General features: G+C 53.3%; 14 protein-coding genes. 7 read left to right on the top strand and 7 right to left on the bottom strand.

Translation table 11 applies throughout. From position 1 onward, the window contains the following. Positions 1–7 precede the first annotated feature (7 nt). From G7064_RS22880 to G7064_RS00130, 3 genes are all read right to left on the bottom strand, one after another. Positions 8–427 carry a hypothetical protein gene (locus tag G7064_RS22880; RefSeq protein WP_317172793.1) on the bottom strand — a complete coding sequence of 140 codons (420 nt, stop codon included), beginning with the start codon at positions 425–427 and terminating at the stop codon, positions 8–10. Between the two features lie 23 nt (positions 428–450). Next, a complete protein-coding gene (locus G7064_RS00125; protein ID WP_317172794.1) occupies positions 451–1,470 on the bottom strand; it encodes a glycosyltransferase family 2 protein in 1,020 nt (339 codons plus the stop codon). Positions 1,471–1,574: 104 nt separating this feature from the next. Then, the gene (locus G7064_RS00130) at positions 1,575–2,285 is read right to left on the bottom strand and encodes a glycosyltransferase family 2 protein (RefSeq protein ID WP_166071968.1); all 711 of its coding nucleotides are present in this window, start codon (positions 2,283–2,285) and stop codon (positions 1,575–1,577) included. 75 nt (positions 2,286–2,360) lie between these two features. On the opposite strand from G7064_RS00130, the gene G7064_RS00135 reads away from it, so the two are divergent. From G7064_RS00135 to G7064_RS00145, 3 genes are read left to right on the top strand one after another with little or no spacing between them, the layout of a single operon-like run. Continuing rightward, the gene (locus G7064_RS00135) at positions 2,361–2,822 is read left to right on the top strand and encodes a peroxiredoxin (protein WP_133273180.1); all 462 of its coding nucleotides are present in this window, start codon (positions 2,361–2,363) and stop codon (positions 2,820–2,822) included. Positions 2,823–2,859: 37 nt separating this feature from the next. Then, entirely contained in the window at positions 2,860–3,426 is a 567-nt protein-coding gene (locus tag G7064_RS00140) for a hypothetical protein (RefSeq protein WP_166071969.1), read from the top strand. A 27-nt stretch (positions 3,427–3,453) separates the two neighbouring features. After that, positions 3,454–4,440: an alpha/beta fold hydrolase gene (locus tag G7064_RS00145; protein WP_166071970.1), complete on the top strand. Its 987-nt coding sequence runs from the start codon at positions 3,454–3,456 to the stop codon at positions 4,438–4,440. Between the two features lie 207 nt (positions 4,441–4,647). Here the strand turns inward: G7064_RS00145 and G7064_RS00150 are convergent, their stop codons facing one another. The 3 genes from G7064_RS00150 to G7064_RS00160 all read right to left on the bottom strand — a co-directional run bounded on the left by G7064_RS00150 (position 4,648) and on the right by G7064_RS00160 (position 7,700). Then, on the bottom strand, positions 4,648–6,000 hold the full coding sequence (locus G7064_RS00150; protein ID WP_166071971.1) for a 4Fe-4S binding protein: 1,353 nt from the start codon (positions 5,998–6,000) through the stop codon (positions 4,648–4,650). A 93-nt stretch (positions 6,001–6,093) separates the two neighbouring features. Continuing rightward, entirely contained in the window at positions 6,094–6,321 is a 228-nt protein-coding gene (locus G7064_RS00155; protein WP_166071972.1) for a hypothetical protein, read from the bottom strand. A gap of 86 nt (positions 6,322–6,407) precedes the next feature. Then, the gene (locus tag G7064_RS00160; protein ID WP_166071973.1) at positions 6,408–7,700 is read right to left on the bottom strand and encodes an NAD(P)/FAD-dependent oxidoreductase; all 1,293 of its coding nucleotides are present in this window, start codon (positions 7,698–7,700) and stop codon (positions 6,408–6,410) included. Between the two features lie 269 nt (positions 7,701–7,969). Between G7064_RS00160 and G7064_RS00165 the strand changes: the two genes are divergently transcribed. From G7064_RS00165 to G7064_RS00175, 3 genes are all read left to right on the top strand, one after another. Beyond that, positions 7,970–8,728 carry a DUF547 domain-containing protein gene (locus G7064_RS00165; RefSeq protein ID WP_166071974.1) on the top strand — a complete coding sequence of 253 codons (759 nt, stop codon included), beginning with the start codon at positions 7,970–7,972 and terminating at the stop codon, positions 8,726–8,728. Positions 8,729–8,830: 102 nt separating this feature from the next. Next, on the top strand, positions 8,831–9,247 hold the full coding sequence (locus G7064_RS00170) for a hypothetical protein (protein ID WP_133273173.1): 417 nt from the start codon (positions 8,831–8,833) through the stop codon (positions 9,245–9,247). 422 nt (positions 9,248–9,669) lie between these two features. Beyond that, positions 9,670–10,056: a carboxypeptidase-like regulatory domain-containing protein gene (locus tag G7064_RS00175; RefSeq protein ID WP_166071975.1), complete on the top strand. Its 387-nt coding sequence runs from the start codon at positions 9,670–9,672 to the stop codon at positions 10,054–10,056. Positions 10,057–10,178: 122 nt separating this feature from the next. On the opposite strand, the gene G7064_RS00180 is transcribed toward G7064_RS00175, so the two are convergent. Then, a complete protein-coding gene (locus G7064_RS00180; protein ID WP_166071976.1) occupies positions 10,179–11,651 on the bottom strand; it encodes an APC family permease in 1,473 nt (490 codons plus the stop codon). A 203-nt stretch (positions 11,652–11,854) separates the two neighbouring features. On the opposite strand from G7064_RS00180, the gene G7064_RS00185 reads away from it, so the two are divergent. Further along, positions 11,855–12,727 (top strand): hypothetical protein, encoded by an 873-nt coding sequence (locus G7064_RS00185; RefSeq protein WP_166071977.1) that lies wholly within the window; start codon positions 11,855–11,857, stop codon positions 12,725–12,727. The last annotated feature ends 26 nt before the right edge of the window (positions 12,728–12,753 follow it).

The raw sequence follows: 12,753 nt of genomic DNA on the forward strand, positions 1-12,753 counted from the left end.
AAGCTGCCTATGTGGAGTGGCGGACTGAGTAATAAAAAACAAGGCCGTAGCCGACCGCCAACAGCAGATGAAATGGCAGCAGGCCGTAGTCACCAATGGACAAGCCGGCCCCAATGCCAAACAAAAAGTAAAGGGTGAGCAGTCCTTCTAGCACAGTGAGGCCATCGAAGCGGCCGGTACGGTAGCGGCGGCCCTGCCAGGTACCTTGCCGCCGGACTGAGCCCATTTTGGGAGTGCGGATAAAGGCAGAGCGTCGGCCCATCAACCCCAACAGCACTGCCCTCGAGTTGTGCAGAGCCAAGCCCATGGATACGGCCAGGAACAATAGGAACTTCGGCAAAAAAGCCCCCCACCAAGCTTTAGGGTTGGCGTAGCGCCAAGCGGAGTAATAGTAGTACACCAACGGCAGCAGAGTAAGCAAAAACACGCTGGCCAATTCGAAAATTAGTTCTAGCTCGGGGAGTGTTGCCGCACAAACACCAGTGGCACGCTGAGCACGGAGAGGATCAGAATGGCCAGAAAAACAGTGCTGTTAAGCAAATGGAAAGTAGCTTGTAGCTTGGTGGAAAGGGGAAGCCCCGACCTTAGCACGCTGCCCAAGTGCTTGCGGGCAGTTTCGGCGCCACCTTTGGTCCAGCGAAACTGCTGCGACTTCAGCGCATCCATTGCGGCCGGTAGCTCAGCGGGTGCCACAACCTGAGGCAAGTACACGAATTGCCAATTGCGCAGTTGCGCCCGGTAGCTCAGGTCCAGATCTTCAGTGAGCGTATCGCTCTGCCACCCACCCGATTCCTCGATGCAACGCCGCCGCCACACGCCGCCCGTACCGTTGAAGTTGATAAAATGCCCCCCAGCTAGCCGCCCTACTTGCTCCACGTAAAAGTGCGCATTCAAGGCAAACGCTTGCAGCTCCGTCAGCAACGAATAGTGCTCATTGAGATGGGCCCAACGCGTTTGCACTACCCCAACTGCTGCATCAGAAAAGTAAGGGACGGTGCGCATAAGAAAGTCGGGTTCGGGTACGAAATCGGCATCAAAAATAGCGACTAGCTCCGCGTTGGTGCAGGTTAAGGCGTGCTTTAAGGCGCCAGCTTTAAAGCCCTCACGATCAGATCTCAGAACATGATCAATATGAATGCCTTGTGCCCGATGCCACGCTATGCGGGCGGCGGCCAGCGCAACGGTTTCGTCGGTGGAATCGTCGAGTACCTGAATGTGGAGCTTATCGTGTGGGTAAGCCAGCGCCGCCGCTGCATCTATCACCCGCTCTATCACATTTACCTCGTTAAACACGGGCAGCTGCACGGTTACCGAAGGCCAGTCAGCAGGCAGAGAAGGTGCGGGCAATGCCGGACGGCGGTAGGAGCGTCGGGCCAGCCGCGTGAGCTGCAGCTGACTTAGGCTAAAGCCCAGAATAAACGTGAGACATATACCATAAAGAACCAGAAGAAGTATTTCCAGCTCTTTCATGTATGCAGTAAAAATGGCCTTAAAGAGAGCATTGCAAAAATGGCCGTGGAAAGTATGCCTTCCCCAGTAACCCGTTCCGGAAAGCCTTGTTGGGTATCGTTTGCTTACAAATACTTAAAAATGGTCCACAGAATCTTGTAGCCCGCGCCCAGCGTGCCGGCCACCGTCCCGGATACCTTTGATTTGCCAATGCGGCGGCGGTAGCGCACCGGTACTTCGGTGGTGCGCAGCTTGAGTTTGGCGGCTTTAAGCTGCATCTCCACGGTCCAGCCGTAGGTTTTATCCTGCATGTTGAGGCGCTTCAATGCCGAAGCGCGAATGGCCCGAAAGGGCCCCAGGTCGGTGAAGCGGGCGCCGTAAAAGGAGTGCAGCAACGTAGTAGCCAGCCAATTGCCGAATATCTGCTGGGGCAGCATCGAGCCTTTCTCGCGCTTGCCCAAGGCCCGCGAGCCAATCACCATATCGGCCTCGCCGCGCAGAATTGGAGCCAGCACCAAGGGCATATCCTTGGGATAATCGGAGTAATCGCCGTCGAGGAACACGATGATATCGGGCTGCTCCTCAGGGGGGCGGCCATAGCAGTGGGCCATGCCTTGCAGGCACGCGTAGCCATAGCCAGGACGGCGTTCCTGCAGTACCGTAGCGCCCGAGGCACGAGCTATCAGCCCGGTATCATCGGTAGAGTTATTATCGACCACTATTATCTCCCGCACCAGATCCTTCGGAATTTCCATAATGACGTGCGAAATGGAATGGACCTCGTTGTAGGCGGGTATAATAACGTCGATGATGGGAGTGGGGGGCAAATCTGGCATACATGAGCGGGGAGTTGCACAAAGATGCCGAATCTTTTTGGGGCTATCTTTCCAGCCCATTTACATCCGAACCCTATGCTCCAGATTGGCGACCAAGCCCCCGACTTTACTTTGCCCACTACCACCGGCGCCACCTTTCGTCTCGCCGAGCAGCGTGGGCAGCGCGCTATCGTGCTTTACTTCTATCCCAAAGATGATACGCCCGGCTGCACGGCCCAAGCCTGCTCCTTTCGCGACCAATATGAGGACTTCCAGGACCTCGGCGCCGAAGTAATCGGCATTAGCTCCGACAGTGAGGCTTCCCACCAGAAATTCACCCAGAAGCACCGCCTGCCTTTCCCGCTGCTGGCCGATGAAAGCGGCAAAGTGCGCAAGCTGTATGAAGTGCCTCGCGCAATGCTCGGCATTCTGCCCGGTCGCGTCACGTTTGTGATCGACAAAGAAGGCGTGATTCAGTACATCTTCAACTCCATGCAGCGTGCCACCGACCACGTAGCCAAGGCCAAGGAAGTACTGGCGGGCCTAGCGACGAAGTAATATCTTATATAAAATCATAATTGTCAGAAGTATACCTATGGGTACTTTAATTTCTGAATTAATAGAAAAGGCTCAGGCAGAAAAGCGCCTTATTGCGCTCCGGACTAATGCCAGTGAGCCCAGCGGCTTTGTGCTAGGCTACATTATTGTGCACAACGACGAAACCATAACCTTACGAACCATCAACACAAATGGCCTCGTGCAAGGCATACGAACCATTCGGACCGCTGATGTATTTCAAGTGGATTACGACGACCGCTACATCAGGAATGTCGAGTTAAAGGAGAATAATCTTGATAAAATTTACGGGCGCTTGAAGACCCCTTCGCTCTATGATGAAGGATATATCAGCATTCCTGAGTTGTTGCAAAAGTCCCAGCAGCTACAGCATCTGGTGTACTTCATTTCCTATCACGGGCCGGGCTACTATGTGGTTGTCAAGCACGTGGCAGAGGACGAAATGCTGGTGGAGTGCTTCAACGAATACGGCGAGAATGATGGAATTTCCGTGTTTAGAATTGATGACGTAAAATCAATTATTTGGTCTGACGAAGACACTAGAGCGATTGAATTACGTTTCCGGGAAAGGCAACAGGCTTCTTGAGCCTGCAAAACCATTGCCTGCTACTTCATGAAAACGCTTCTTCCGTTCTTGCTGCTGCTTCTGCCACTTCAGCTACTGGCCCAAACACCCTCCAGCCTCAACGCTACCCTCGACGGCTACGAATATCCGTATCCCGTCAAGACGCTGCCGCTGAAGCTGGAAGGGCAGGCGGTACGCATGGCATACATGGATGTAGCGCCTACGGCCCGCGCCAATGGCCGCACCGTGGTGTTGCTCCACGGCAAAAACTTCTTTGCCGCTTACTGGCGCGAAACGATTAAAGCATTAACTCAGGCAGGATTCCGGGTAGTTGCGCCTGATCAGGTGGGCTTTGGCAAATCGGATAAGCCGTCGCTACAGTACTCGTTTCATCAATTAGCCCGCAACACCAAGCACCTGCTCGATACGCTGGGTGTTCGGAAAGCCATAATTGTGGGTCATAGTATGGGCGGCATGCTGGCTACGCGCTTTGCCCTGCTCTACCCCGAAACTACGGAGCGGCTCGTACTTGAAAACCCCATTGGCCTAGAGGATTACCGCGTCGGGGTGCCGTTTCAATCAGTAGATGAGTCATTGGCCACCGAACTGAAGACGACGGAGGCGAGCATCTGCAAGTACCACGCAACCTATTACCCCGGCGGTTACCCCGCCGCCCACGACGAGTGGGTGCGCCCACTGGCCGCCCAAACCACTAACCCCGATTTCCCGAAGGTTGCCCTAGCTAGCGCCCTCACTTATCAAATGATTTATCAGCAGCCGGTGGCGTATGAATTCACCCGTATAGCTGTGCCCACGCTGCTGATCATCGGCCAGCAAGACCGCACCGTTGTAGGTAAGGGTTTGGTGAAAGATCCGAAAGTATTGGCTACGATGGGGCAGTATCCGGCGCTAGGCATGCGCACCTCCGAGCAGATCAGGGGGGCAAAATTGGTGGCGCTGGAGAAAGTTGGGCACATTCCGCACTTGGAAGCACCGAAGGAGTTTCAGGCGGCATTGTTGGCATTTTTGAAGTAGACTACCCCACTTAATTGGCATTTAGGTGGTCATGCAGAGCGGAGCGAAGCATCTCGCTCACGCCATTAGATTAGTAATCCTGGGTCAGCATGTGAGATGCTTCGCTCCGCTCTGCATGACTACCTAAATGCTGAAATGAATTACAAAGCACAAGGCCTCAAGACTTATTAGTCTTGAGGCCTTGTAGCAGTTTAACCGGATAAAAGTCTAACTCAATATCCGCAGCGTATCAGCATGAATGAGTTGAGAGGCTTGATACCGACCTTCGCGGGGGGCATTTTCTAGGTTGAGTACGCCGCGCGGGCAGGCCGTAGAGCACATGCCGCAGCCCACGCATGATGCGCGGATGATAGGCTCGCCACGCTGAGCGTACTGCTTTACATCGATGCCCATTTCGCAGACGTTGGAGCAATTGCCGCAGCTAATGCACTGGCCACCGTTGGTAGTGATGCGGAAGCGAGAAAAGTGCTTTTGCAGGAGGCCCAAATATGCCGCCATCGGGCAGCCAAACCGGCACCACACTCTGCTACCCATGATAGGGTAGAAACCTACGCCTACCACACCCGAAAACACGGCCCCAATGGCAAAACCGTAAAACTTATTAAGGCTGTTACCTATTTCACCCAGAAAACTGCCATACAGCTGATTTGCCCATAATAAAATGGTGATCAGTACGATAAGACCAAGAATGGGGTAAACGAGGCGTACTTCCCAGCGCCAGGCAGTGCGGCTTTTGTCAGAGAGGTGGCGGTAGGGGTCGCCGGCAGTTTCGGCCAGGCCACCGCAGCCGCATACCCAGGAACAGTACCAGCGCTTGCCATAAAAGTAGGTGAGAACGGGCGTAGCAACCAGCGACATAATTGCCCCCCAGAACACCATAAACACGCCCAGACCGCCATTCTTTACTAAGTCGGCTACTCCGCCCGGAAAAAGGTAATCGTATTTCAATGGCCAGAAGTAGGAGAAGTAAAACTCTGGCTGTTGAAAAAATAACAGCACACCCGGCAACAAAAACGCGAAACCCAGCTGGAAAAACATCACCGATGCCGTACGAATAAGCTGGTAGCGGGAATGGCGGTACTTCCACAACGCCCGTCCTCCCATCACCAGCACCGCCAAGGTGTAGAAGGTGCCGTACAAAAACCATTGGTCGGCGGGGCGGTTGCGCAACGCTTGGCTGAACTGGTCGAGGGTGCGGATCAGGTTTTCGAGGTACTGCGGAAACCAATATATCAGCACATAGAAGCCCGTGAGCACCAGGCCCGTAACCCAGGCAATGGCCCCACGACTGGTACTAGCCCGCAGCCATAGATTATTTTGCTTAACGCCCGCCTCACCTCGCCCAAACTTGTGCCAGGCCCAAGTAAGCGTACCGCCGCTAATGAGGGCCAGCGCTGCATACATGCTTAGCCGTGCCCGCGCCGCATCCGCATCGAAGGCAGCCCCAAGCAACGCCAGTAGCCCCAGTGCCACAGCTGCCAGTGTAGCTTTTTCCGTTGCATCAGTGACGGGTACGGGCGCTTGCGCAAGCGCAAAGGACTGATTGGAAGTGACTTCCATAGGGGCGGAGGAACGTAAGTTTTATTTTTACTGATGAAATAGCGGTCTGCGCGAAACGCAGCCTGACCTCGCCCATTGGCGGAATCTGCTACCTCAATGGTGATGGTGGCCCTCATCGGGCTTGCCGAAAAGGTTTATCAGCGAGCCGACGATATAAAGCCCAGTCCAGCACACGTATAGCCAATTGAAGCCGTCTGGTCGGTGCTGGGGGGCAAAAAAGTGCAGAATCAGGTGCGCACCAATACTCATAATCAGGCCGGTGATGGCAATGAACTGGTAGCTGTTGAGCGAGCTGGGGCGGTAAAGTTTGGAAAGATCCACGGCGAACAGTTAAATGTTAGATACCTGATACTCAGGCGAACTTGGTAAGAACGGTAACTAGTATAGGCGCTCTTTTAATTCAGTTATCATCGTTTTACGGTCATTATTTCAGCAAACTGGCGCTGAATAGCCGACTCATGGCGACGGTAAAACTCGGGGTCAAAGTTGGCGGTTTTTAGCTGCCCAATAACCGTCTGGATCGGTGTCTTGGTCTTAATCCAGTTTTCGCATACGGCTTGCCGCAGGCGCAGGCCCATCGCGTTGAACCCAAGTACGGCATCATTAGCCTGGGGGGCAAAATTGATCCGTAGCGCGCAGTTGGCGGTGGGGTGTTGCCAATAAAAGCTCTCTATACCGTCGGGAAGACGGGCCGGTACTTGGCCATAGGTCTGATATTCGAGGTTAAAGAATTTGGCGGAGTTGAACCATACGCCACGCCGGTAGGGGGTAGGCCGGCCGCAAATGGTGTGGGCTACCGTTTCGCCCTGCATGCGGCCGGTGTACCAAAGCTGCTCAATGGGCACCTCGCCCGCGCCGGGCTGGCGGTGCTGGGCACAGTCGCCGGCCGCATACACGTCGGGCAGATTAGTTTGTAGCAGCTCATCTACTAAAATGCCGCGGTCGGTTTCCAGGGCTGAGCGTTGGGCTAAGCTCAGATTTGGCGCAACCCCGATGCCTAAGCCCACCCATTGACACTCTATTTCCTCGCCTTGACTGGTCACAATGGCGCGCACGCGGCCACTCGCATCGCCTAAGATTTCGCGCAGTTCCGTGCGGTAGCGCACGTCCACGTCGTGCTGACGAAACTGCTGATCAACCAGCTCGGCTTCTTCGGGGGGCAAAACCGATCCCCAGTAATGCTGGTCGCGCACGAGTACGGTGGCGGCTATACGGCGGGTGTGCAGCATCTCGGCCAGCTCCACGCCAATCAGGCCACCACCCACCACCACACCCCGGCTGATACCGTGCGTATTGCGTTCCATTTGGGCCAAATCAGGAAGGCCGTAGAGCCCTTGCACTCCCAGCAGGTTCTGGCCGGGCCAGCCAGCGCGCCGCGACACCGAGCCCGTGGCCAGCAACAGCTTATCATAAGTAAGGCTTTGGCCGTTGCTTAGCTGAACTTGGCGTTGGTCGGCATCAAGGGCGGTGGCAGTAGCGTGCGCCAACTCCAGCCGGTTTTCCTTCCAAAACCAGTCTTCATACGGCTTAATATCTTGATATCGCAGGTGGCCCATATACACGTACATCAGCGCCGTGCGCGAGTAGTGATGCTCACTTTCATCCGACACGAGCGTGATGCGCGCCGCTGGCTGAAGGCGTCGCACGGTTTGGGCCGCCGTCACCCCCGTAATGCCATTGCCGATAATAACCAGGTGCATGGATGAGTTTTTGGAATTGATAACTAGTTATTACTGAAACGTCTTGCTTCGATAAGTGGCCACTAGATTCCGGCAAGACAGCCACCGTACTAGCAATTACGACCGAAATCCTTAGCTCTGTATAACCGTCTTTTGATGATTAACACATCTAAAAAAGCCCCCCGACAAGCATCGTGCGCAACATGCAGAGCACAACATTGGTTGGTGGTGTCAGGTTTGCCACTCCACAGCGGATCAGCTGGCCGTATTTCCCCTAAACGTACTCATTTATGTCACCTTCCGGATCTTTGCCTGCTCGACCACTGCGGCTTTTAGCTTTACTACTTGTCCTCTGGCTACCACTGGGGGGCATTTTGGCCGCTCCGGTAGCGTCTTCTTTCTCCACCGCCACGTCGGCCTTCTTGCAGAAGAATGTGAATGCTGATGGCAATGTAAACTACGCTGCCATCAAGAAACAACCTGCTGAGCTGAACACTCTGCTACAAATTGTGCGGAGTCTCGATACCAAAAATATGTCGGCCGCCGAGCGTAAAGCATTCTATCTCAATGCGTACAACCTCGTCGTGATCGGGGCGGTAGTGGAGCGCTTGCCCCTAACGTCGGTGATGAAGGTACCGGGCTTTTTTGACAAGCTGGCTTTTACCGTAGCGGGTGAAAAAATGACATTGAACGAGTTGGAAACAAATAAGCTGCAGAAACCCTACAGCGACGCGCGTATTCATTTTGCCTTGGTGTGCGCTGCTAAAGGGTGCCCCCGACTTAGCCGCGAAGCCTATTCCGCCGCCACGATCGATGCACAGCTCACCGCCCAGACGAAGCGGGTGCTCACTGACCCAAGCTTTATTCGGGTTACTACAGGGGGTAAAAAAGTGCTGGTTTCGGAAATATTCAAATGGTACGCCGACGATTTTAAAGCGCCCGGTCAGGCCCTCATTGCTTACCTGAATCAGTACCGCCCCGGCCAGCCCATTCCGACCTCCTATACTGTAGACTACTATTCCTACGATTGGTCCCTGAATGCCTTGTAACGCCGCAGGAAGTACCGCAGCCTCTGCCGTAGCCATAACTGTGGCTTGCTATCAGCCGTAAGCATAAGGAAATCAGCTATTCCACCCAGAAAACTTACGACAATGATCTTAGATAAACTTTTCGGCGACGACGATAACAACGAGAACGGCGACATCACCGAAGGCAAAGGCGTTTCAAAAAACGAGGAGTTTGAGGCCCACAAGAAGGTGCAGCAAACCGAAAGCAACGGCAAGGAATCCAACGACCCGTCGGCCCAGCGTAACACGGGCGCAAACGGCTATACCCAACGCAGCGACCAGAAAGACCAACTCGACAATCTGCACATCGGCGGCGACGAAACCAACCCACAAGGCGGCAACGACCATAAAAACGCTGGCGAGCAGGCTCAAGGTCCTGGTTTTGAGGCCGAAGGAACCTACGAGCTTGATCACAAAGTACGTTCCGGAGACCAAGCCTTTGGTGAAAAGAAGGCCAGCACTTCCGGTGAGCCGTCTCAGGATGGCACTGTCTCTCAATAACTAGCTACTATAGTATCCCGAAAACCCACGCTCTCAGCGTGGGTTTTTTATGTGGAACACATCCGGATTCTTTTCTACCCTGATACTGACTGGCCTATTTTATCAGCTACGTTGTGCCAGTAATTATCTAGCTGTGCCGAGCTATTCAGCTTCATTCGCTTTTCTGATAGTGTAGTTGAAAGACATTTGTATAGTGATTGATAGATATTGAATGCAACTACTTAAAAAAAATATTTCTTGAAAAAGTGCTTTAACAACCTTAAAAGCCCCTTAATCATGATTGTGTTATTTCTTATGGCTAAATATTTATAAAAACATTGTGTGATATGTGACGATTCGTATATATTTACACTATGAAACTTAGGAAGAAAAGTAAATCTGTCTAAGCTTTCAGTCGCCCCTCCTCACTACCTATTGCCGCTATGATGTTACTTATTACTCTCAAGGCCCTCAATCGGCCAATGCTGGCTTTGCTGATCGTCGTCGGCTGCCTTATTTCCAATTTCGCTCACGCAAATGATCCTACAGCTAAGGATAAAAAAGGGAAAGTAATTGCTCCCGCAGTCAATGAAGTCGCTTCGGTTAGCGGTACTGCCGCTACAGTAGTGCTTACGGGCCGAATTCGCAACGAAGAAGGCCAACCCTTGGCTGGTGCCACGGTTTATTTGCACGGAAGCGCAGTAGCCGTTACCACCGATGAGCAAGGCCTCTTCTCTTTGGAAGTGCCAGCCGCCGGTAAGAAGACGCTGCGTTATGGCTATGGCGGTTACCAAGACCGCGACGTAATTGTGAGCAGCAGCGCCCCCTAACCATGAGTCTGCATCCAAGCACCGAGACTATTGAGCAGCGCAAAGACAAATAAGCTATCTGTACTGCCCACAAAAAAGCCCCCAGCCACATAGCTGGGGGGCTTTTTTGTGGGCAGTGCCCCTTAAACTTTCACTTTGGACTCAGGACGAGCAGCGAAGCGCTTGCCAAAGAAGAAGTACACTGGTACTCCCACGGCTACCAGCAGCAGCCCCAAGCCGGAGTCGCGGGCCGTGGCGGGCGATACGAGCAGGATAACGCAGAAGGCCGAGGCCAGAATAATGTAGAGCAGCGGAATAACAGGATAGCCCAGTGCCTTGTAGGGCCGGGGCGCATCGGGGCGCGTGCGGCGCAGGATGAAGATGCCAATGATGGTGATAACATAAAATAGAATCACCGAAAACATCACGTAGTTAAGCAGTTGCCCGTAAGAGCCCGTCAGGCACAACCCGCAGGCCCACAGGCATTGGGCCCACAGCGCTACACCAGGCACGCCGGCCTTGTTGAGCCGCGCCATTCTGGGGAAAAACAAGCCGTCTTTGGCCATGGCATAATAAGCGCGCGCCCCACTCAAGATGATGCTGTTGTTGGCGCCAAACGTGCTAATCATGATCAGCACGGCCATGACGTAGGCGCCGGCCCGGCCCAGAATGCTTTCGGCTACAGCAGTAGCTACCAAATCGCCTTTCGTGTACATGATGCCGCGCCCCAAAATATCGGTGGCGTCGGGGCTGCCTTGCAAGGGGAGCACCAGCAGATACACCAGATTAATAAGCAGATACAAGCCCGTAACGATAGCCGTGCCGATAGCCATGCTGAGCACAATCGTGCGCTCGGGCCGCACGATTTCGTCGCCGGAGAAGCCGATATTATTCCAGGCGTCGGAGCTGAATAGAGAGCCCGTCATAGCTAAACCAATGGCTCCAACTAGTCCCCAGATGCTCAAAGGCACTGCCTCGCCCGTGGGGGAGAAGCTAGCCGCCTGCCACATATCGCTAAAATTTACATCGACGGCTTCCTGATTGATACCCAGCGCCAAGCCAAACATAATCAGCAGGGCCAGCGCTACCAGTTTGGTAGTACCGAATATGTTCGAGATGAGCTTACCACCGCGCACTCCCTGGGCATTTACCCACGTCAGGCCCACCAGCATAATTACCGCTAGCAGCATAACAGTGTTAAACCGGAAGCCCAAAACGGAGAACAAAATATGATCCTCGCTAAACCACGGCATAAGCACGCCCACAAATCGCGCAAAGGCTACTGCCACCGCCGCAATTACCCCAGTCTGGATAACCAGAAACAGCGACCAGCCATATAGAAAGGCCACGAGCTTGTTATACGCCTCGCGCAGATATACATATTGCCCGCCCACCTTCGGAAACATCGAGGCCAGCTCGCCATAGCTTACCGCCCCAGCGAGGGTAATAAAGCCTGTAACCAGCCATACGACCAACAGCCAGCCTGGTGAACCCACTTTCCGCGAGATATCCGCGGAAACAATGAAAATACCAGAACCAATCATACTGCCAGTCACAATCATGATGGCATCGAAGAGCGTAATGGCGCGTTGAAACTGACCTTGTTTTTCAGGCATGAGAGAGGGTAGAAGTAGATTCAGGGGCGGAAGATAGAAAAGAAAAGTCCTGTCCAGTTCGATAGGAGGGAACTGGGGGGCAAATTATAGCCGAAAAGGTATAAATGCGGTCGCTAAACCTCCAGCTTTGTAGCGCAAAAACATCTTAAGTCAAAGAAAAGCCGATTCTGAGTTGAATTGTGCCAGAAATCCTACATTACGCCATGCGACTTCTTTATTTGGTGTTCGGTAACAACCTGCAAAATCACTTTCAGGCTCACTTTTGCATCTTATCCTTTTTGCGGCAAAAGAACAGCGGCTTAGCTGGTATTACCGTCGTTACTGATGCTCCCGACTTCTATCAGCATCTGGCCCAGGATATAACTGTACATACACTCAGCGCGAATACTTTACAGGAATGGCAAGGCAAGCATAAGTTCTTTTGGCGAGCCAAGATTAAGGCCCTGGAGTACGCCGTTCGTCAGCACCCCGAAGCACAGCTGCTCTACCTCGATACTGACACCTTCTTACACGGTTCGCTAGCTCAAGTGAGCCAGGAATTAGCGGCTGGTATAGCCTTTATGCACGAAGCAGAGGGCGCCTTAGCCACCTTGCGCAGTAAAACTGAGCGCCGCATGTGGCAGCAGGTGAAAGACCGAAGCTTTGGTGGCGTGACTATGCACGAACAACGTCTTATGTGGAATGCTGGCGTAGTTGGTATTCCGGCTTCCAAGAATCTGGAAGCTATTGAGTTGGCGCTTCGCATTTGTGACGACCTATGCGAGCAACAAGTCACGCCCCGCCTGATAGAGCAGTTTGCCTTATCAGTGGCTTTAGCCGAAACGTATTCCCTCCAGGCAGCCCGCACCTACATTGGACACTACTGGAGCACCAAAGACGATTGGAACGCGAGTATCAGCGCTTTTTTTCTGGAATCTCACCTCAAAAAACGCACGGTAGCGTCTGAATTGGTTGCACTGAACACCTTCGACTATCAAAAGCTGCCGATTAAAAAGAAGGTGCGTAATACGCAGCGCCGCCTCGAAAACCTTGTGCACAAGCTGTTCCCACCCAAGCAGGTGGATTTCATTGAGTAATGCAGCTCTTCGTCATGTATAGCCCA

Source organism: Hymenobacter sp. HDW8 (genome assembly GCF_011305775.1).
In the GTDB taxonomy this organism is placed as follows: Bacteria; Bacteroidota; Bacteroidia; order Cytophagales; family Hymenobacteraceae; genus Hymenobacter; species Hymenobacter radiodurans.